Raw genomic sequence first — 20,935 nt, 5'->3', positions numbered from 1 at the left:
AACGCATTTTAAAAATAAGGCACTCTTATCAACAAGATTCTTTATTTATTTTATTTAAACGTACTTTTTATTTGTAATTTTGCAACATGTCGGTGATGGATATTGAAAAAAAGATAAAAGACTTAACAGCAGAACTCAATCATTATAACTATCAATACTATGTATTGGCAGATAGTCTTATTTCAGATTATGACTTCGATCTCAAGCTAAAGGAACTCGAAGCACTGGAACGTCAATATCCAGCGTTCGCTGATCCTAACTCTCCCACACAACGCGTTGGGGGTGACATCACCTCCAAATTCAAAACAGAGAAACATCGTTGGCCCATGCTTTCGTTGGGCAATACCTACAGCCAAGAGGAGCTTTTTGATTTTGATCAACGGATCCGAAAGATCATTGGCGATCAGTTTGAGTATGTTTGTGAATTAAAATTCGACGGGCTTTCCATAAGCCTAACATATGAAAATGGACTACTCAAAAAAGCAGTTACCCGTGGGGATGGAACTCAAGGTGATGTGGTGACAAACAATATCAAAACGATCCGATCCATTCCGATCAGACTCAAAGAGGGTGACTATCCTAGCCAGTTTGAAATCCGGGGCGAGATATTTATGCATAAATCTGCGTTCCTTCGCCTGAATAAAGAACGCGAAGAGAACGCGGAACAGACTTATGCCAATCCACGCAATTTTGCTTCGGGCACAATAAAACTTCAGGATTCCGCGGAGGTAGCCAAAAGACCTTTAGATTGTTTTCTGTACTTTTTATACTGCGACAATAGAACCAACCTATTTCATGATCACTGGAACAGCTTAGCACATGTGAAAAGCTGGGGATTTCATGTCTGTGAACACACAAAAAAATGTAATTCACTGGCAGATGTCTTTGAATTCATTGACTATTGGGACACCGAACGACATAATCTCGGCTATGAAATCGACGGTATCGTTATCAAAGTGAATGATTATGCCCAACAGGAAGATTTAGGTTTTACGGCGAAGAACCCAAGATGGGCGATATCCTATAAATTCAAAGCGGAACGTGTTGAGACAACACTCAATACCATTAGCTACCAAGTAGGGCGTACCGGCGCAGTCACACCTGTAGCAAATCTCCAACCTGTCCTGTTAGCAGGAACGACGGTCAAACGCGCCTCTTTGCATAACGCCAATGAAATTGCCCGTTTAGATTTACATCAGGGCGATACCGTCTATGTAGAAAAAGGAGGCGAAATTATCCCTAAAATCATTGGTGTCAACCTTGAAAAAAGATTGCCGGATACAACAGCTTTCATCTACCCGGACAGCTGTCCGGAATGTGGCACAACATTAATTAGACAAGAGGGCGAAGCCGTGCATTACTGTCCCAATGAAACGGGATGTCCACCACAGATCGTTGGTAAAATGCAACATTTTATCGGACGTAAAATGATGGATATCGAGGGTATGGGCGACGAGACGGTGGAGACTTTCTTCAGAAAAGGACTATTGCATAACATTGTTGACATCTACGGCCTAAAGGACCATCAAGAAGACTTACAACAATTGGAGCGCTTTGGTCAAAAGTCAATCGACAATATGCTGGCAGGCATAGAAAAATCAAAAGAAAAACCCTTTGAGAAGGTATTATTCTCGTTGGGAATACGTCATGTCGGCGAAACAATCGCAAAAAAACTAGCGCAGCATTTTAAGAATATTGATGCCCTTGCTCAGGCATCTACAGAAGAAATCGAGGGTGTTCAGGATATCGGACGCCGCATCGCTGAAAGTGTCAAAGAATATCTGGACAACCCCATTCATCAGCAACAGCTCATTAGCTTAAGACATTATGGCTTAAAGCTGGAAATTGAAGAAAGGGAAATTATTCTAGCCAGTGAAAATCTCAGCGGAAAAACGTTTTTGATTTCAGGTGTATTTGCAGATTATTCCAGAGAACAGCTAGCGGAATTAATCGAGAGCAATGGGGGGAAAATGCTCTCCTCCATTTCTGCAAAATTGAATTATCTGGTGGCAGGAGATAAAATGGGGCCTTCCAAATTAGCGAAGGCAGAGAAACTGGGCATCCCGATGATTAATGAGCAAGATCTATTAGACCTTATTCATTCCAAATAGGATTTTTTAATTAAATTTATATAAATACAAAAACAAGATGAACGAGCTTCACGGCGCAGGAGTAGCATTGGTCACTCCTTTCAACTCAGATGAATCTGTTGATTTCGAGGCATTAGGTCAACTCATTGACTTGCAAATTAACGAGGGTATGGATTATTTGGTTTCTTTAGGTACAACTGGAGAAGTTGCCACATTGACTAAAGAAGAACGAAAGCGTATCTGGGATTTCACTGTCAAGCGCGTGAACGGTAGACTTCCTTTGGTGGCTGGTATAGGCGGCAACAATACGGCAGAGATTATAGAACAGATCAAAGCGTTTGATCCGACCGGTTTCTGTGCTATTTTATCTGTGTCTCCTTATTATAATAAACCAACACAGGAGGGAATTTACCAACATTATAAAGCTATCGCACAAGTTTCTCCACTGCCTGTTATATTATATAATGTACCGGGCCGTACGGGCAGTAATATGACCGCACAGACAACGTTGCGCCTGGCCAATGATTTTTCAAATATTGTTGCAATAAAAGAAGCTTCCGGCAATTTTGCCCAATTCAGCGAGATCTTACGGGACAAACCGACAGATTTTCTATTGATCTCCGGCGACGATCCGGTCACTTTACCGATGATGGCACTCGGTGCGGCGGGTATTATTTCTGTTGTTGGAAATGCATTTCCAAAGCGTGTTGCTACACTGGCAAAATTATGTGCAGAAGGCAATTATGCTAGCGCAAGAACAATACATAACGATTTACTGCAGATAACAGATCTTTGTTTTGTAGAAGGAAATCCGGCTGGTGTTAAATACATCCTTAAAAAATTGGGTATCGGTAACGATATTTTACGCCTACCATTGGTAAGTGTCAGTGAAAAAACACAGGCCGCCATAAAAGAAGAAATGAGCAAATTAAACTAAGCGGTTAATTTGTCGTCACAGAAAAAGTTTAGATCTCCCCGCAGATCTAAACTTTTTTATTTTAAGGCGTTGCAATATAACAATATAATACCTACCTTTGCACTTCCACAAATGTGGAATTTTAAATAACAAAATTAATTAACAAAATGCAACAGTACGAATCTGTAATCGTTCTTACCCCGTTGCTTTCTGAAGATGCTGCGAAAGAAGTAATCGCAAAATTCAAAAACATCTTAACAGAAGGCGGAGCCGAGATTGTCGCTGAAGACAATTGGGGTTTGAAAAAATTAGCGTATCCAATCCAGAAAAAATCTACTGGATTTTATCACTTAACTGAATTCAAGGCTCCAGGTGAATTAATCAACAAATTAGAGGTTGAATACAAACGTGATGAGCGCATTATGCGTTTCTTGACTGTAAGTTTAGACAAACATGCTAGAGCTTACAACGAGAAAAAACGTAGCGGTGCATTCAACAAAAAAGCTGAAACTAAAACTGAGGAGGGCGCAAACTAATGGCTAACGAAAATATCCAATACGTAACTGCTCCTAAAGTAGAGGACAACCGTAAAAAATACTGTCGTTTCAAAAAGAATGGTATCAAATATATCGATTATAAAGATGCTAACTTCTTGATGAAATTTGTAAATGATCAAGGTAAAATCTTACCTCGTCGTTTAACTGGTACATCTTTGAAATTTCAACGTAAAGTAGCTCAAGCTGTTAAACGTGCTCGTCACATCGGTTTGTTACCTTACTTAGCTGATGCAATTAAATAAGGAGGACGATAGAAAATGGAAGTAATTTTAAAACAAGATATCAAAGGCTTAGGTGAGCAAAACGATATCGTTAATGTAAAACCAGGTTTCGGTCGTAACTACTTAATCCCCCAAGGATTTGCTATTCAAGCGACTGAATCTGCAAAGAAAGTTTTAGCTGAGAACATCAAACAAGCTCAGTTCAAACAAGATAAAATCAAAAAAGACGCTACTGAATTAGCTGGTAAATTGGAAGCTGTAAAACTTTCAATCGGCGCTAAAGCAGGTGAATCTGGTAAAATCTTCGGTAAAGTAAATAGCATCCAGATTGCTGATGCATTGAAAGCAAAAGGTTTTGACGTAGATCGTCGTCGTATTACATTCGAAGTTGAACCTAAAGAAATCGGCGAATATATCGCTAACTTAAACTTACACAAAGAAGTTAAAGTTCAAGTTCCTTTCGAAGTAGTAGCTGAATAAGCTTATTATTTAGTATAAGATAAAGAAGCGGCTATCCCAATGGATAGCCGCTTTTATTTGCACCTTACCTTACCTTACCTTACCTTACCTTACCTTACCTTACCTTACCTTACCTTACCTTACCTTACCTTACCTTACCTTACCTTACCTTAAAAACAAAAAACTCGCGCTGCTGAGAACAACGCGAGGCATAATCTAGGGTATTTGAAAGGGAAAATCTTTATTTATATCAAAATATCAACAAAAAACATAAAATAAAACAAATAATTCAATCAAATATTCGTTTTTCCTCCGTTTTCATATTCAAAAGAAGTAAAAAATATCCATTTATCAAAATAAAATCTATTTTATTTTGATAAAATAGATTTTAAACCATAAAAAACATATTAAAAACACCAAATAACACGACAAAACTGAATACATAGGTAAAACACGCACAAAAAACTTTAATAAAATCAAAACAAAAACAAAAATAAAGTGATAAAAACAAAAAAAAGACCTGAAATAAAAATATTTCAGGTCTTTTTTATTAAAAACGAATTATTACGCTAATTGTTTCTCTAATTTCTCATTTAAAACTGATTTTGGAACCGCTCCAATTTGTTTATCTACGATTTCTCCATTTTTGAAGAACAATAAAGCAGGAATATTACGGATACCGTAACGAACTGAAATTTCTGGATTTTCATCCACGTTTACTTTTCCTATCACAGCCTTACCTTCATAATCTTTAGCCAGCTCTTCAACAACAGGACCTACCATACGACATGGACCACACCATTCTGCCCAAAAATCAATTAATACGGGTTTGTCCGCTTTCAAAACAACTTCTTCGAAGTTGCTATCTGTAATTTCTAATGCCATAATCTTTTAATTTTATAAACCGAAGTTATATTTATGATACTACTTAATTGCTAAAATCAATAAACAAAGATAGTAACAACTGTCAATGTAATTGTAATCTTAATTACACAAAATCTAATCCAAACTAATTCAATCGGTAATTAATACCTTCAAACTTATCTATACAGTCCAAAAACTCATTTGTAAGGTTTATTTTTAGACTTTTAGCTGGCATTTCGACAGAGATTTCATCTTGGGGATCCCAGATTTTAAATTTCAATTGACAATTTGGCACAACACCTTCAATCTCATTCTGTGCTAAGATTTCTTTAATCCCATCCAAGAATTCTTCATTCAGCTTTGGTAAAGGAATATTAATTGTAAAACTCTTTGCCATTTTTTCACGAAGCTCTGAAAGCAACTGCACACTTCTCAACTCAAAGCCCCAATTTCCGACCTGCCTAAAACGCTCCTGAACCAACCCACGCAACTGAACAAAATAACCTTCCTGTAAATATCCTTTTAATTTCACATACTCTTCGCCAAACACCGCCATATCATAAGAGTCACTATAATCTTCGATTATAAATGAAGCAAAGGGCTTACCATTTTTGGTCAACCGGTGGTTTGCCGAGGCTATAATTCCACCGATAACCAATTCTTTATTTTTAATACGGTTAAACTCCAGCAGAGTTTCCTCATCCACCTCAGCAGCCTTAGCTTTATTGATCAACGACAGATCAGACACTGGATTATGGCAGAAATGTTCAATTTCAAACCGATAGGTATCCAAGGGGTGACTAGTCAGGTAAATACCAATAACATCTTTTTCGTATTTAAGCTTTTCGATCAATCCCCATTGTGGGCAAGGCGCCAGCACAGGTTCCGGCAGCTCCGCAGCCTCACCCGCACCAAACAAGCTTGCCTGTGCCGAGTTTTCATTTTCTTTATAGCGTTGCCCAAACCGAATCGCCTTTTCCATCCCTGTTGAATTATCCTCGACATGGAAATACTGCGCACGATGTGTACTTTCGAAACTATCAAAACCACCGGCATACGCCAAACTCTCAAAAGCTTTTTTATTGACCGCACGTAGATCTATGCGCTTAGCCATATCAAAAACAGATTTATACAATCCAGACTTTCTCGTTTGCACAATAGCATCTACCGCACCGGCACCGACTCCCTTGACAGCACCGATACCAAAGCGAATCGCTCCACGTTCGTTGACCGTAAATTTATAGTAAGATTCATTTACATCAGGCCCCAATACCTCCAAGCCCATACGCTTACATTCCTCCATAAAGAATGTCACCTGCTTGATATCATTCATATTATTGGAAAGTACCGCTGCCATATATTCCGCCGGAAAATGCGCCTTTAAATAAGCAGTCTGATAAGCCACCCATGCATAACAGGTGGAGTGGGATTTATTGAAGGCATAACTGGCAAAAGCTTCCCAGTCAGTCCAGATTTTCTCCAGTACTTTCGCGTTGTGTCCTTTCTCTTCAGCCTGTGAAACAAACTTCGGCTTCATTTTATCAAGTACAGCCTTTTGCTTCTTACCCATCGCTTTACGCAAAACATCGGCATCACCTTTAGAAAAACCCGCAAGCTTTTGGGATAAAAGCATTACCTGTTCCTGATATACCGTAATGCCGTAGGTTTCTTTTAAATATTCCTCACAGGCATCCAAATCATATACAATAGGATCTATTCCATGCTTACGCTTGATAAAACTCGGGATATACTCAATTGGTCCCGGACGATATAAAGCATTCATCGCAATCAAATCGGCAAATACCGTTGGTTTCAGATCGCGCATATATTTTTGCATCCCCGGAGATTCATATTGGAATACCCCGATTGTTTCTCCACGCTGGAAAAGCTCGTAAGTCAACACATCATCTATCGGAAATTTATCCGGATCTAACACGATACCATGACTTAATTTAACGTTCTCAACAGTATCCTTGATAAGCGTCAGGGTCTTCAATCCCAAAAAGTCCATTTTCAATAGTCCAGCACTTTCAACGACGTGGTTATCAAACTGTGTCACATACAGGTCGGAATCCTTGGCCAAAGAAACAGGAACGAAATTCGTGATATCATCCGGTGTAATGATCACACCACAGGCATGAATACCCGTATTTCGGACAGAGCCTTCCAATACACGTGCCTGACGGATCGTCTCAGCTTCAAGTCCGGCACCGTCAGCGATTGACTTTAACCGGTTGACCGCCTCGATCTCCTCCGTTCGCAATTTTTCCTTTAGACCTGCCTCATCCAGCGTAAAGATTTTGGAAAGCTTCAGATTGGGAATCAGTTTGGCTATTTCATTCGCATCGCCCAAAGGCAGGTCAAGCACACGTGCGGTATCTTTAATCGAAGACTTCGCGGCCATCGTACCGTAAGTAATGATCTGGGCCACCTGACTTGCGCCATATTTATTGATCACATACTGCATCACCCGTCCACGTCCCTCATCATCAAAGTCAATATCAATATCAGGCATGGATACACGGTCGGGATTTAAAAAACGCTCAAATAGCAAATCGTATTTTATGGGGTCAATATTTGTAATCCCCAGACAGTACGCGACGGCAGATCCCGCCGCAGATCCCCGACCGGGCCCAACAGAAACACCCATATCACGTGCTGCAGCAATAAAATCCTGTACAATCAAAAAGTATCCCGGATATCCCGTTTTTTCGATCGTCGCCAATTCAAAATCCAGACGTTCTCGAATATCATCCGTTATTTCCTCGTAGCGTTTCTCGGCACCTACATAACATAAGTGGGCGAGATATTTATTTTCCCCTCTTTTCCCCCCGTCCTCATTATCTTCTGCAACCTGGAATTCCTCGGGTATATCAAATTTGGGCAAGAGGACATCCCTGTTCAATTTAAAGACCTCTACCTTATCCACGATCTCCTGTATATTGAGAATTGCTTCAGGTAAATCTTTGAACAGGCTTTTCATTTCTTCAGAAGATTTAAAATAATACTCCTGATTGGGCAAACCGAACCGGAAGCCCCGCCCTCTCCCTTTGGGCGTGGAAAGTTTCTCGCCATCCTTCACGCATAACAGGATATCATGGGCGTGTGCATCCCCTTTCTTTTCGTAATAGGTATTATTGGTTGCTACAACTTTAATAGCATATTTACGGGCAAACTTCAATAGAGTTTGGTTGACCCTATCCTCATCTTCTTGTCCATGCCGCATTAACTCAAGATAGAAATCATCTCCAAAATGTTCCTTCCACCATTGCAAAGCTTCCTCCGCCTGATTTTCACCAATATTTAGCACCTTGCTAGGCACCTCTCCCTGGAGGTTTCCCGAAAGTACGATCACATCCTCTTTATATTGTAGAATGAGATTTTTGTCTATGCGGGGGACATAATAGAATCCTGCGGTATAAGCAAAAGAAGCTAACTTGGCTAGGTTATGATAACCACGTTTATTCTTTGCCAACAGCACAATCTGGTAACCGTTATCCTTTCGGGTTTTATCTTTATGGTCTTCACAAACAAAGAATTCACAACCTACAATAGGTTTTAGAATCTGACCGGTAGGTTCCTGCCCATTTTCGACTGCTTCGGCATTTTGTGCCTCCACCTCTTTATTATGACTGATGACCCTAGAAACAAATTCAAATGCCCCCATCATATTTCCATGATCGGTAAGAGCAACGGCAGGCATATTGTCTTTGACCGCAGCCGAAACCAACTTGTCATACGACATGGTCGACTGTAGAATAGAAAACTGTGAATGGTTATGTAAGTGAGCAAATTTTGCTTCCTTAAGGGCGGATAAGGCATCTGCATCTACGACAACACTAACTTCGTCTGGCGTAGCACGTTTTCTGATCTCATCAGAGGCCGCTTTAAGATTAATATGTTTAAGTCCAGCAGTAGGAACAGGACCGGGATTACTCGTTTTGAAATCCACAAAATACCCCGTATCCACCTGAAGTTCCTCGGCCGTAAAGACCTCTCTTCTGACCAGCTCCAGAAAACAACGTGTTGTCGCCTCAACGTCGGCCGTTGCATTGTGGGCCTCAGCAAACGGAACCCCAAACAAATAGGAGTGTAATTCGGTCAGATTAGGCAGTTTATACCGACCACCACGTCCACCCGGAATTTTCAACAGATCCGCAGTCACCTCGGTACAGGTATCCAAAACAGGCATACTCGCCATTTTGGAATCCATACTATAACGATAGAACTCACAGCCCATGATATTGAGGTCGAAACCAATGTTCTGCCCAACAACAAATTTCGCTTTATTTAACGCTGCATTGAATTTTTCAAGAGCAACCTGTAGTGGCACCCCCTGTTCTTCAGCCAATGCGGTAGATATACCGTGTATTTTTTCAGAGTCATAGGGTATATCAAATCCATCGGGTTTAATCAGAAAATCCTGATGTTCGACCAAATTTCCCATCTCATCGTGAATCTGCCATGCCAGCTGGATACAACGCGGCCAATTATCCGTGTCCGTAATTGGCGCGTCCCAACGCTTTGGCAAACCCGTTGTCTCTGTATCGAAAATAATATACATAAATTTCTAAACCTCTTTAATACAATACGTTAAATGTAATCAAATTTACATTTATTTGAACTTGAAATTTACGAAATTCTTAGGGAACATTCTGTCAGATTTTTGCGAAAAATAACAGCATAAAATCTGCTTTTATCGACCACCGCAGATGTCTGGCATCACCAAATTTGCCAATCTAAAAATTAATTTACACAAATGGTCCACAGCTCTTATCGCTGGCTCCCGCAGCTATTTGAGCAGACCCTTTGACAGCCATTCGGAATGACTGCTTTTAAGCATCTTCACAGATTTAGGAAAAAAGCAGAGTACTTCAAAAAAAGCTTAACAGGCAAAAAAGCATTGAATCCCACACAATCATAACAGCTATTTAATATTGTACCTACGACACTATCCCAGTTATTTATTATATTTGGATTTGACTCCAATTTCTATGATTAAAGCGATTTTTTTTGATATAGATGGGACACTGTTAAGTTTCAAAACACATCAAGTCCCCGACTCCACACAGCAGGCATTTCAATTATTAAAAGAAAAAAATATAAAAGTTTTAGTTTCTACCGGCCGGTCCTTTAATCAATTAGGACATATCCGTTACCTTGACTTCGACGGTTTTATCACTTTCAATGGCGGATACTGCGTCACCAAAGATGAACAGGTTATTTATAAAAATAGTATTATTCAAGAAGACATCCGTTCATTACTTAATTACGCAAAGTATCATCCCGAACTCACGTTTTCATTTATGTCAGACAAAGAGATCTCCTTAAATCAGGTTACGCCCGAAGTACTCAGGATGTATCAGCAAGTTAACGTAAAAACCCCGCCGATACGCAACTATGAAGACAACTTTGATCTGGGATCCGTCATGCAGGTCAATGTATTTATCAACCCGGAACAAGAAGCTGAGTTTATGGAAAATGTTATGCCCAACTCTGTTGCTTCCCGTTGGACGCCCATTTTTGCCGATGTTAACCCGATGGGACAAAGTAAAAAAGTAGGTATAGATGTTTTTCTAAAACATTTCGGTATTGAGCTTTCCGAAACCATGTCTTTTGGTGATGGAGGAAATGACATTACCATGCTTGCCCACACACAGATTGGTATAGCTATGGGAAATGCGAATCCCGAAGTAAAGGAAATCGCGGACTATATTACCGACGATGTAGACAGCAACGGCATCTGGAATGCCTTAAAGCATTTTGGGGTTATCTAGAAATGAATTGTGAGTGTAGCGCGGCAGGTATTGCTGTTGCTATTCAAGAGCAAACTATGTCGTTCTGGAAAAAGAAACTCGAGTCTATTCTGAAAATCTTCAATCAAGGTATGCTTAAATTGGCCCTCCAGATAATGGTTTGCACGATGGCTGACCTCAAATAGCAGCACTTTCGAAGATCCTGAGAGACGAACCCGGATGGGATGGGAAGACATACCATTATATCCGTTTGTTACGGCATGTTGCACCATGGGAAATAAGATCAGCGGGGGCAGCAGCAGCTCTTTTTCCGGCTGAAAACGATTTTCCCATTTGAGTAAAAAACCAGCAGGCATCAACATATTGACCATTGCGATATATTGCGACAGCAAGTCCAGCTCAGCTTCGATAGCCTGCTGTTTATCCAATTCCAAAAGCAATAGCTTTTTTTGAAACAGCATATATTCCGTTTCCGATGCCGCATCCTCCGTCAGGGCCTTCGTCAGCAGAAAACGGTCGCATTGGCTGTTCTCAAATGACAATCTATTGGATAGCGCCATTGCCACCTCATTTCTTACAGACTTTTTACCTAGAATACGATCAATTATACCTGACATTTCTTAAATTGCTTTAGAATAAACACACAAAAATAAGGAAACATTATGTCAAATATTGCAATAGTGATTGAAGAAAGAGCCGCAGATATAGGCAATTTCTTGGTAGGGAGACTACTTCCTTTCAGACAAAAACGTATGGTCGGTCCGTTTATATTTATTGACCATATGGGGCCTGACACCATCTCCGAGCCTCACTTCATGGATATTGCTCCACACCCTCATATCGGATTATCCACGTTAACTTATCTCTTTGAGGGAAGTATCATGCACCGCGATAGTTTAGGCAATGCCGTTGAAATAAAACCCGGAGCGGTAAACTGGATGACAGCCGGGAAAGGAGTAACCCATTCCGAGCGCACCCCGGATTACCTACGGTCTACGCAACATGACCTCCATGGCTTACAGATCTGGGTCGCTTTGCCTAAGGATCTGGAACAGATGGAACCCAACTTCGTTCATATCGAAGAACCACAGCTTCCGCATTGGACCGAAGACGGTGTAAGTTATCGCCTGATTGCTGGCGAAATCAACAGCCATCGTTCAGAAGTACCGGTTTACAGCCCTTTATATCTTATTGAAATTAAAGCGGAAAAGGATTCCCGCATTAAACTGGGCGAACATCTCTATGGCGAAAGCGGTTTGTATATTCTTCATGGCTCAGTACAGGCTGAAGGCCAGGAGTTTGGTCCAAAGCAAATTTTGGTTGCAAAGGATGCCAAGTTATGTGAGTTCGAAATGAAAGCAGGCACCTCCGTATATATCTTTGGCGGTGAACCCTTTCCTGAACAACGCTACATCGACTGGAATTTTGTCGCTTCTGACATCGAAACCTTAAAAATCGCCAGGAATAAATGGGAACAACACGAATTTCCAAAAGTTCCCGGAGATGATGGCTACATTCCCATTCCACCTGTGAATCCAACTTTAGGCCAAAGGAAGTCCTAGTATAAATCAATGCAACAGTTTTACAACCAATAAGAAAGGGCTGGAAATTTAAAATTCCAGCCCTTTCTTATTGCTAACATTAGCCTACGAATGCTCAATACCACTGACACCCCCGGAGACAACAAGTTTCATTGCATCGGTGGGCGACATATCTAATTTTTTGACCTTATCCGCACTAATAATAACAACCTGACCGGCAAAAGAGTAAGAATACGGGAAATAAACCATAACCTCATCTTCAAGACCTAAACTTTTTAAATCATGCTGTGTCAGAAAACCGATCTTCTTGAGCCCGAACTCATTAACGGTGACCAGCACAGGCTCATTGAATTTCTTAGCATCCCCAACAAAGGCTTCCGTAAAATCCTTTATTGACGTGTACAGGGTATTTAAGAGTGGTATTCTCTTGATTTGATGGTTGATCCATACTTTGATCGGGTCGGTCACAAAATTCGTAAATATCACGCCAGCCAGAACAAGGATAAGGATCACAGTTAAGATTCCGATTCCGGGAATATATAAAGGATGTCCCTTTTCGTCCTGTAGAAAATGTTCTGTCAGGTTCAGCGCTGAGTCAATCGATGCAAAAACCCATACGATCAGAAAAACAGCGCCTGCCAATGGCACAACAACGAGAATACCTCGAATTAAATAATTAATAAATCCCCTGAATAATTTACCGAGCATGAGTTAGAAAATCAAATATATTTATACAAAAATGCAGAATATCCTTTATTATTCATAAAAATATACTCTTTTTACCCGCTGCGAAATACTCGTCAGGAGTTCGTAAGGGATAGTACCGATAGCTTTTGCCGCGAGCTTAATATCCGGATAAACAATCACTTCATCTTCTTCTGCCACTTCGATATCCGTCACGTCAAGCATACACATATCCATGCAGATATCTCCTATCGTTGGTACGAGCTGGCCATTAACCATCATTTTGCCTACACCATTCCCAAAACGCCTGTCATATCCATCCGCATAACCAATTTTTATCGTTGCCGTTTTGCTATCCCGATGCAATACCCCATGCCGATTATAACCAACGGTCTCTCCCGCAGCCAAGTGCTTTATTTGAGTTACATTGGTCTTCAGACTACTGACCTCCCGAAGCGGAAGATCATGCCGTTCGACGTCAATCCCATACAGTCCGATCCCGAGCCGAACCATATCAAAATAGGCCTGCGGCCATAGTTCGATGCCCGAAGTTGCAGCAATATGACGTAAAAAAGAATAGCCCAGCCCTTCTTCAAGGCGTCTTGTAAATTGATCGAGAAGATCGATCTGTTGTTGAGTAAAAGTATTGTCTTCTTTATTGCCGGCAGAAGCCAAATGGGAAAATGCCGACTTTACTTGCAATATAGCACTAGAGTTTAATTCAGTAATCAGTTTATCCACTTCATCCGGCATAAAACCAAGACGATGCATGCCCGTATCCACTTTGATATGTATCGGAAAGGACGAAATCCCCCTTCCCTTCAGGTAATTCAAAAAGGAAGAAAGCACTCTAAAACTGTAAATTTCAGGTTCAAGATTATACTGAACGATAGATTCAAAGGTATTTTCGTCAGGGCTCATCACAACAATAGGCAATGTGATTCCAGCCCCCCTTAGATCGACACCTTCATCTGCAAATGCCACAGTAAGGTAATCCACCCTATTGAACTGTAACAGGTTTGCAATCTCAAAACTTCCGCTCCCATAGGAAAAAGCTTTGACCATAGACATCAATTTCACATGTTTTGGCAACAGTTGACGATAGACATTCAGATTATTTTCCATTGCATTGAGGTTGATCTCAAGCACCGTATCGTGGGATTTTGCCACCAATAGGCGGCTGATCCGTTCAAAATGAAATTCCCGTCCCCCCTTTAATAAAACAGTAGAATCTTCAAATTGAAGTGACCTGATATCATCCAAAAATGCTGTGGTACTGGCATACGAAACCGATGGAACAGCAAATTGATCAGCAACTTGTGTCAAGATCTCCCCGATTAAGATCAACCGATCCAAGCGGTACTCCGAAAGTAGCCGTTTCAGTTTTGACAAGCTTTTCTCATCCGCTAAACTAACCCCGGGTAAATCCGAAAGAATCAGGATTTTTCGGGGATGCTGTCCCTGTTGATTTAAAAATTCAAGCGCAATTTGGAGGGCATCTAAATCGTTACTATAGGAATCATCAATAATAGAGCTGTTTTTCTTACCTTTCTTCAGTTCAAGCCTCATGGCGACAGGCTGCAGCTCTTTAATTCTTGATGCGATCACCTCTCTTTCATAACCAAAACGCAACATTACCGCAACACAGTTGATGGCATTTTCTATATTTCCTTTGTCAACAAAAGGTACCTCAACAGCAAATGTCCGCCCGCCATAGAAAAGTGTGGCTACCGTAAATTTATCGTCCACCTGTTTGAGTGAATAGACCTCCAATGAAAGCCCCTCATCGTAACCCCATGAAAATTTCCGAGGGCGATAAGGCAGTTGAATATCCTCTACATAACGGCTGGGAAAGATCATTGTCTCAACGTCCTTGAACAGATTTATCTTTTCGTAGATCTTTTCCGCCTTTGATTCAAAACCAGCTTTATGAGCCACGCCTACATTTGTCAGCAGACCGATCGTTGGTTTTATCATATTTTCGAGCTTAACCATTTCGCCTTTTTCCGAAATGCCCGCTTCGATAATCGCCAGATTATACTGATCGGATAAGCCCCATAAAGAAAGCGCTACCCCCAATTGAGAGTTATAGCTTTTGGGACTTCGGTAGATCTTATATTCCGGGGACATCAGTTGGTATAACCATTCCTTGACTATTGTCTTACCATTGCTCCCGGTGATCCCAATAACAGGAAAGCTAAACTTCTGCCGATGATAAGCCGCCAATACCTGCATGGATTCGAGGCTGTCGGTGACCCATATCAAATTTGCATCCGGAAATAACTGTTCCTGTTCTTCGTCAAGTTGTAGAACAAAGTTTCTTACCCCCTTATCATAGGCCTCTTTGATATAATGATGACCATCCCTACTCTTCTGCAGCGCGAAAAACACACCGTTATCTGCCTGAACAATCTTTCGGCTATCATAAAATAAATGTTGAACTAAAGAATTGGGATCCGTGATAAACGTGCGATTAGGATGTAAAATCTGGACGATTTCCGATATTTTGTACATTCTCCTGTATTTTGATTGGATCAAAACTGAACATTTTTTTAGTTATTTCATATTATTTTTGAAATTTTGACAATATGTTCGACGAAGATAGAAAAAACAAAAAGATACTGACCCCCGGTCAGGCTAAGCTAAAAGCTGAAAGCTATTGTGCTTATCAGGAAAGATCCCAGCAGGAAGTAAGGGACAAACTCTACAGCTGGGGGCTACACGAGGCAGACGTTGAAAATTGTATAGCGAATTTAATCGTAGAAAACTTTCTGAACGAAGAACGCTTTGCGATAGCCTATTGCAACGGCAAACTACGCATGAAAGGCTGGGGGAAAATTAAAATCAAACAAGCTTTAAAAGGAAAGCGTGTTTCGGAACAGCTGATAAAAATTGCCTTCAAACAGATCGAACCAGATGAATATGAGCACATCTTGGAAAATATTATTGACAAGAAAATTCGGGAGATCAAAGACAAAGATTCGTTCATCATCAAGAACAAAGTCTATCAATTTGCTTTGTCCAGAGGATTTGAAAGCGATTTAATTTTTTCTATACTGAATTCAAAGGAGTTATAAAAAACAACAAAATAAAGTAAATAAATATTTTGCAATATTAATTTTTCGCTCTATATTTGCATCACCAAAAAGGAACACGAGGTTCTTTTTAAAGTTGAAATAAAAATTCCAAGCGAAAATAGCTCAGTTGGTAGAGCACAACCTTGCCAAGGTTGGGGTCGCGAGTTCGAATCTCGTTTTTCGCTCACCTGCCTAGGTGGTGGAACTGGTAGACACGCAGGACTTAAAATCCTGTTCCCGTTAAGGGAGTGCGGGTTCGATTCCCGCCCTAGGTACAAGAAAGCTCATCAGTCGATGGGCTTTTCTTGTTTATGGCAACAGGTACAGTAAAAATCCGTAAACGAGGCTCAAAAGTATAAGCTGCAGCATTCCGATCCGATATCTAAATAAGAGGAAAATTGAAATAGCTACCCAAAGTAACGCCTTCCAGTCCAAATTTGCCAAACCGGACGTTGTTGGAAACAAAATTCCCTGCCCTAGATAAAAAGCTAAATTAACAATCACACCTACTACAGAAGCGGTGACCAAGGAGAGTACATACTGGATGGCTTTATTTTTTTGAGAGCGTTCGATAAGCGGCGCACCGATAAAGATCAATGCAAAATTGGGCAAAAAAGTAAAGTAAGCTGTAGCCGCCAAACCCACCATAGCCATTGCATAGGAGTGGTCAAAATGATTAAATCCGGCCATAAATCCCACATAAGCCAACACGATAACCAATGGCCCCGGCGTTGTTTCGGCCAATGCGAAACCGTCTATCATTTGTGTCTTTGTCAGCCAGAGAAATTTTTCCGTCACCAAATTTGCGACATAGGGAATAACAGTATAAGACCCCCCGATTGTAAGGTACGCCGATTTTGTAAACAAGAAAGAGAGATCTTTCCAAAATGTAGCATCTGGCATAAACAGGTATAGCGCCATAAATGGGCCCAACCACAACAAAAAAAATGCAAGAAACTGAACACAAATCTTACGTACGGAAATTGACGGTACTGTCTCCAGGGAATTGACGTGATAAAACCGCTCTTTATCGACCTCTTCTTCCTGTTCAGATTTACCCTTTTCCTCCTTGGGGTTTAAGAAATAAAGTGAAAATCCCAGAACGATAACCCCCAAAATAATCCAGGGCATAGGGACTTTGACAAAATAAGAAAGCAAAAAAGCAAGCGAAGCGACGATATAATGCCATGTACCCAATAATGACTTCTGTCCCACTTTGTAAGTTGCGAACAATATAATTGCCAGCACTGCGGGTTTTAAGCCAGAGAACAGTGCAGATAGAAACGCAGAATTGCCAAAGTACACATACACCAGACTAAGTCCCAATATGATACACAGAGAAGGTAATATAAAAAACAGTCCCGCCAGTACTCCACCCTTTAGACCATGTAATTTCCAGCCGAGATAGATGGTCAATTGATGTGCTTCAGGTCCCGGTAGCAGCATGCAGGCATTCAGCGCCCGAAAAAATTTTTTGCTGCTTACCCACTTTTTCTTGTCCACCAGAAAATCATGCATGATCGTTATATGCCCCGTCGTTCCACCAAAACTTATCCAGCCCAGGATAAACCAAAACCGGATAGCTTCCCGAAAACTAGGCTTAAACAATTCATTTCTCTCAATGGCGACAGGTTTTTCCAAATCTGATTTATATTTATATTATGACGATTATAATTGCAACGATAAGGGTATGAGCTACCCGATTAAACCCGTTAAAAAAGCCGATCAGCTTCCATTTAAGGCATAAAAAAAGCGATATATTTATAAAATATCTCGCTTTCCATTCAGGAAAAAGACCCTGATAATTTTATTTTTTATCCAAGATGGTTACTTCTACTCTTCTATTTTTTTGACGTCCCTCCGGTGTCTTGTTATCACCAACAGGATTTGACTGGCCAAAACCTTTTGCTGTAATACGAGACTCTTGTACACCCGAATCTACAAGGAATTTTTTTACGGACGCAGCACGTTTATCAGAAAGCCATTGGTTATACTCGACGGTACCGGTAGCATCTGTATAGCCGTCAACTTTAATTTTATTGTTGTTCTCTTGCAGGATTAAGGCCAGCTTACTTACTTCAGTCTTTGCCTTTTCAGATAAATAGGAAGAATTTGTTGGGAACAATAGATCCGACGAAATACTGAATTTAATTCCCTCGTCAGTCCTTTTCGCATCATTAAAGTCCTTTTTCACATTTTTCAAACCATCATCAGTTCCATCTTTTGTGACAACAGCTCCAGGATTTACTACAATAGCCTGTTGTTTACAAGAAAATAATGATAAACCTGCACATACGGCCAATAGTCCCAAATTAATTTTTCTAAGCATCGTTTTTAACGTATTTATTGTCGATTTAAACAGGGTAAATATAAGGAAAAAAGACCAAAAAAGGTGCTCCTTTCCGTTCATCGGATCGTAACAAATCTATTTCTTCAAATATACCATATCCAATGTCTTTTTAATTTCAGGAATTTGCTCATACAGCTTCCAGATCATGCCTGAATTGGCATTTTCAATCATTACAGCTATCGTGGCCTGATTTCTCGCCCGGTAACTTTCGGAAACATCATTATTTTTGAGATCGATCCAAGCTCTGAATCCATATTGTGTAAACAGGACATCTGCATACTCCTCATAAAATTTACGCAAAGCTTTCAAACCGATTTCCTTTTCAAAGGGATAAGACGCTATTGAAATGGCCGGATTTACAAGATATCCCTGGTCCTGGTAAGCATTATCCGCTTGTTCAACACCCCAGATATCCGTAAATCGTGTTCCGATATTCAACTCATTATCTCTTCGTTTATAGGCAAGTATATAGTCTGAGAGATACTTTTTATAGTCCACAAAATTATCCACTTTCCCTTTCGGATTCATGATCAAAAATGGCCTATAAACAGACATCAACGATTCCGTCAGATTACCTCCAGCGATACTTTTAGCAAAAATAACCTTATCGTCCGAATAAATCGAAACGGGTACATTCTCTATGTTACCGATCAGGGGATTGCTACTTATCGTTTGCGCAAGAGAATCATTCAACTTTGTCCTTATCTCTGGTACCAAAGCGTTCAATTCATCACTAAAATCTACTCCGTCCGCATGTTTAGTTGCAAATCCATTTGTATAAGCCGAAGCAGCCAAAGGATGTGTTGGAGACGACATGGCAAGCACATAAGTACTAAGGCTCTCGTTAAACCCACCCAATTGACGGGATCTCGCCGTAGTATCTATAGGAGACCACTTGTTCCAAAGGACATCCGAGTTATTTGGATCAGTAAAATACCTCCAATTAATTCGTTCCCATAATGCCGTAATTGATTTCCGTAGCGATTGCTCCTGTGGATCATCTTTGCTAAAGTATTCACGGGCGATCAATAATGACTCCATCAGATGTGAAGTACCTCTTACATCATAGGTCGGTACAGAATCACGATAGTGAGGTACTCCCGATCTCCCATCATAGAAGGCAGTAAACACGCCCTGATGATTTTGCGCAGCGCTCAAAAATTTCACCATCCGTGTCATTCGGGCCAACAAAGCTTGTCTAGACATCAGTTGGTTTTCAGCAGCAACAAGCAAACCCAGGATAGCATAGCCTGTTTCATTGGTTGAAACTATAGCCTGACGATTCCCACGGTCAGGAAGGTACATCCCACTGTTCACATCATAATTATCAATAAAATAATTCACGTGCGCATTCCGAATAAAACTTAACATTTCCGCATCGGTTCCCTTTTTGGTCTGTATTTCCTTTACATCTGAAAATGGGGATTCTACGTAGTTGTAATCTACCCAGGCTATTTTATAATAATAACTCTTGTTATACTCGTTCACCCTATCGAGACATTTCTGCACATAAATCGGTAAGACTGCGATTGGCTGATAATTCAGCTTATCTTCCGATCTATAAATTTTCACGTAGCGAATACTCGGAGTCAATGGCAATTGCCATACAAGTTCAACCTGCTTGTCCACTGCACCTATTTTAGACAAAATAGCAGCCGATGACAGCTTAACCTTTGGGTAGTTTTTTGGGAGGAACTCGATTTGATCTATAAAAAGCTGATGCGTAATTGTACCGGTACCACTTTGTTCAAGTAACAACGAAGACACAGCCTTTCCTGTGACAATTCCTTCAAATTTTGACACGGGAATAGAAACATTGAGCCAGGTATCATATGCAAAATCATCAATGTAATAACTAATATCCAATGCATTGGAGCGTACATCATTTTGTTGTAGGGCAACTTTAGGCAACTGCCCCTTTTCAGTATTACTTTGAATGAACAATTTAAAGGTTAAATGATCATCCTTGGAAATCATATACTGAAATTTCTGTTTATCATTTAATATACTGGCCTCCCATTTTCCATTTGGAGAGGAAACGTAACGTAGGGAAAGAGAATTCCCCGGAGTAAAAAACAAGCTATCTGAAACCGGAAGGCTGTGATTCACATTTTGTATCCAGGACTCACCTGTATAATGTGCCATGCTTTTCGCATAACTTCCATTGATTATACTATTATCAAACAGTACCTCCGGATAGCTTTCTGATCTGGCAAGTATAGGTGAAATCAACAGAAATAGAAAGTAAAAGTATTTTTTCAGCATAAGTCAACATTTTTCACAGGCTTACAATCAAAAACTAAGCCACCACAATGATTATAACGCAAATGTAACAAAGGATTTCCAATGATATTGTATGCTCAAATTTTAATTTCGGAAAAAATGCGCTAAATTAGCCCCCTGAATATTTTCATAAAATA

Annotated in this window: 16 protein-coding genes and 2 tRNA genes; 10 read left to right on the top strand and 8 right to left on the bottom strand. The window is 40.3% G+C overall.

Annotated elements, in window-relative coordinates; translation table 11 throughout:
* Nucleotides 1-86: 86 nt before the first annotated feature.
* The 5 genes from ligA (at nt 87) to rplI (ending at nt 4,264) form a co-directional block, all read left to right on the top strand.
* The gene (gene ligA, locus G6053_RS05585; RefSeq protein ID WP_165305735.1) at nt 87-2,111 is read left to right on the top strand and encodes an NAD-dependent DNA ligase LigA; all 2,025 of its coding nucleotides are present in this window, start codon (nt 87-89) and stop codon (nt 2,109-2,111) included.
* A 37-nt stretch (nt 2,112-2,148) separates the two neighbouring features.
* Nucleotides 2,149-3,027 carry a 4-hydroxy-tetrahydrodipicolinate synthase gene (dapA, locus tag G6053_RS05580; RefSeq protein ID WP_165305734.1) on the top strand — a complete coding sequence of 293 codons (879 nt, stop codon included), beginning with the start codon at nt 2,149-2,151 and terminating at the stop codon, nt 3,025-3,027.
* A 146-nt stretch (nt 3,028-3,173) separates the two neighbouring features.
* Nucleotides 3,174-3,542 carry a 30S ribosomal protein S6 gene (rpsF, locus tag G6053_RS05575; protein ID WP_104385828.1) on the top strand — a complete coding sequence of 123 codons (369 nt, stop codon included), beginning with the start codon at nt 3,174-3,176 and terminating at the stop codon, nt 3,540-3,542.
* Nucleotides 3,542-3,805 carry a 30S ribosomal protein S18 gene (gene rpsR / locus G6053_RS05570; protein ID WP_028071347.1) on the top strand — a complete coding sequence of 88 codons (264 nt, stop codon included), beginning with the start codon at nt 3,542-3,544 and terminating at the stop codon, nt 3,803-3,805. Before rpsF ends, rpsR begins: the two co-directional genes overlap by 1 nt.
* A 15-nt stretch (nt 3,806-3,820) precedes the next feature.
* Complete coding sequence (rplI, locus tag G6053_RS05565) at nt 3,821-4,264, top strand: 50S ribosomal protein L9 (protein WP_104385829.1); 444 nt, start codon at nt 3,821-3,823, stop codon at nt 4,262-4,264.
* Between the two features lie 543 nt (nt 4,265-4,807).
* Here the strand turns inward: rplI and trxA are convergent.
* The gene (trxA, locus tag G6053_RS05560) at nt 4,808-5,128 is read right to left on the bottom strand and encodes a thioredoxin (protein WP_104385830.1); all 321 of its coding nucleotides are present in this window, start codon (nt 5,126-5,128) and stop codon (nt 4,808-4,810) included.
* A gap of 124 nt (nt 5,129-5,252) precedes the next feature.
* The gene (dnaE, locus tag G6053_RS05555) at nt 5,253-9,671 is read right to left on the bottom strand and encodes a DNA polymerase III subunit alpha (protein WP_165305733.1); all 4,419 of its coding nucleotides are present in this window, start codon (nt 9,669-9,671) and stop codon (nt 5,253-5,255) included.
* Between the two features lie 430 nt (nt 9,672-10,101).
* Here dnaE and G6053_RS05550 point away from each other — a divergent pair, with 430 nt between their 5' ends.
* A complete protein-coding gene (locus G6053_RS05550; RefSeq protein WP_165305732.1) occupies nt 10,102-10,884 on the top strand; it encodes a Cof-type HAD-IIB family hydrolase in 783 nt (260 codons plus the stop codon).
* On the opposite strand, the gene G6053_RS05545 is transcribed toward G6053_RS05550, so the two are convergent.
* Entirely contained in the window at nt 10,881-11,480 is a 600-nt protein-coding gene (locus tag G6053_RS05545; protein WP_108636964.1) for a hypothetical protein, read from the bottom strand. The two genes, G6053_RS05550 and G6053_RS05545, sit on opposite strands and share 4 nt — an antisense overlap.
* A 45-nt stretch (nt 11,481-11,525) precedes the next feature.
* Between G6053_RS05545 and G6053_RS05540 the strand changes: the two genes are divergently transcribed.
* Entirely contained in the window at nt 11,526-12,425 is a 900-nt protein-coding gene (locus G6053_RS05540; protein WP_108636965.1) for a pirin family protein, read from the top strand.
* An 84-nt stretch (nt 12,426-12,509) separates the two neighbouring features.
* On the opposite strand, the gene G6053_RS05535 is transcribed toward G6053_RS05540, so the two are convergent.
* Nucleotides 12,510-13,112, bottom strand: a complete 603-nt coding sequence (locus tag G6053_RS05535) for a DUF502 domain-containing protein (RefSeq protein ID WP_108636966.1) — start codon at nt 13,110-13,112, stop codon at nt 12,510-12,512.
* A gap of 48 nt (nt 13,113-13,160) precedes the next feature.
* On the bottom strand, nt 13,161-15,602 hold the full coding sequence (locus tag G6053_RS05530) for a bifunctional UDP-N-acetylmuramoyl-tripeptide:D-alanyl-D-alanine ligase/alanine racemase (RefSeq protein ID WP_165305731.1): 2,442 nt from the start codon (nt 15,600-15,602) through the stop codon (nt 13,161-13,163).
* A 74-nt stretch (nt 15,603-15,676) separates the two neighbouring features.
* On the opposite strand from G6053_RS05530, the gene G6053_RS05525 reads away from it, so the two are divergent.
* The 3 genes from G6053_RS05525 to G6053_RS05515 all read left to right on the top strand — a co-directional run bounded on the left by G6053_RS05525 (nt 15,677) and on the right by G6053_RS05515 (nt 16,440).
* Nucleotides 15,677-16,165, top strand: coding sequence for a regulatory protein RecX (locus G6053_RS05525; protein WP_165305730.1), 489 nt, complete (start codon nt 15,677-15,679; stop codon nt 16,163-16,165).
* 112 nt (nt 16,166-16,277) lie between these two features.
* Nucleotides 16,278-16,350 (top strand) — tRNA-Gly (locus G6053_RS05520).
* Nucleotides 16,351-16,355: 5 nt separating this feature from the next.
* Nucleotides 16,356-16,440, top strand: a tRNA-Leu gene (locus tag G6053_RS05515).
* Between the two features lie 34 nt (nt 16,441-16,474).
* On the opposite strand, the gene chrA is transcribed toward G6053_RS05515, so the two are convergent.
* The 3 genes from chrA to G6053_RS05500 form a co-directional block, all read right to left on the bottom strand.
* Nucleotides 16,475-17,806 (bottom strand): chromate efflux transporter, encoded by a 1,332-nt coding sequence (chrA, locus tag G6053_RS05510; protein WP_241254934.1) that lies wholly within the window; start codon nt 17,804-17,806, stop codon nt 16,475-16,477.
* Between the two features lie 166 nt (nt 17,807-17,972).
* Nucleotides 17,973-18,494: an OmpA family protein gene (locus tag G6053_RS05505; RefSeq protein WP_108637006.1), complete on the bottom strand. Its 522-nt coding sequence runs from the start codon at nt 18,492-18,494 to the stop codon at nt 17,973-17,975.
* 96 nt (nt 18,495-18,590) lie between these two features.
* Complete coding sequence (locus G6053_RS05500; RefSeq protein WP_165305729.1) at nt 18,591-20,780, bottom strand: glucoamylase family protein; 2,190 nt, start codon at nt 20,778-20,780, stop codon at nt 18,591-18,593.
* Nucleotides 20,781-20,935 lie beyond the last annotated feature (155 nt).

This window comes from Sphingobacterium sp. DR205, from assembly GCF_011064245.1.
GTDB lineage: Bacteria > Bacteroidota > Bacteroidia > Sphingobacteriales > Sphingobacteriaceae > Sphingobacterium > Sphingobacterium athyrii.
The sequence above is the reverse complement of the archived record's forward strand: the minus strand, read 5'-3'. Positions and strand labels throughout refer to the sequence as shown.

Coding starts and splice junctions, on each gene's coding strand:
- G6053_RS05525 (WP_165305730.1), top strand. CDS start 15,677: ATGTTCGACGAAGATAGAAAAAACAAAAAGATACTGACCCCCGGTCAG.
- G6053_RS05540 (WP_108636965.1), top strand. CDS start 11,526: ATGTCAAATATTGCAATAGTGATTGAAGAAAGAGCCGCAGATATAGGC.
- G6053_RS05545 (WP_108636964.1), bottom strand. CDS start 11,480: ATGTCAGGTATAATTGATCGTATTCTAGGTAAAAAGTCTGTAAGAAAT.
- dnaE (WP_165305733.1), bottom strand. CDS start 9,671: ATGTATATTATTTTCGATACAGAGACAACGGGTTTGCCAAAGCGTTGG.
- G6053_RS05505 (WP_108637006.1), bottom strand. CDS start 18,494: ATGCTTAGAAAAATTAATTTGGGACTATTGGCCGTATGTGCAGGTTTA.
- G6053_RS05535 (WP_108636966.1), bottom strand. CDS start 13,112: ATGCTCGGTAAATTATTCAGGGGATTTATTAATTATTTAATTCGAGGT.
- rpsR (WP_028071347.1), top strand. CDS start 3,542: ATGGCTAACGAAAATATCCAATACGTAACTGCTCCTAAAGTAGAGGAC.
- rplI (WP_104385829.1), top strand. CDS start 3,821: ATGGAAGTAATTTTAAAACAAGATATCAAAGGCTTAGGTGAGCAAAAC.
- trxA (WP_104385830.1), bottom strand. CDS start 5,128: ATGGCATTAGAAATTACAGATAGCAACTTCGAAGAAGTTGTTTTGAAA.
- rpsF (WP_104385828.1), top strand. CDS start 3,174: ATGCAACAGTACGAATCTGTAATCGTTCTTACCCCGTTGCTTTCTGAA.
- G6053_RS05500 (WP_165305729.1), bottom strand. CDS start 20,780: ATGCTGAAAAAATACTTTTACTTTCTATTTCTGTTGATTTCACCTATA.
- G6053_RS05530 (WP_165305731.1), bottom strand. CDS start 15,602: ATGTACAAAATATCGGAAATCGTCCAGATTTTACATCCTAATCGCACG.
- dapA (WP_165305734.1), top strand. CDS start 2,149: ATGAACGAGCTTCACGGCGCAGGAGTAGCATTGGTCACTCCTTTCAAC.
- G6053_RS05550 (WP_165305732.1), top strand. CDS start 10,102: ATGATTAAAGCGATTTTTTTTGATATAGATGGGACACTGTTAAGTTTC.
- ligA (WP_165305735.1), top strand. CDS start 87: ATGTCGGTGATGGATATTGAAAAAAAGATAAAAGACTTAACAGCAGAA.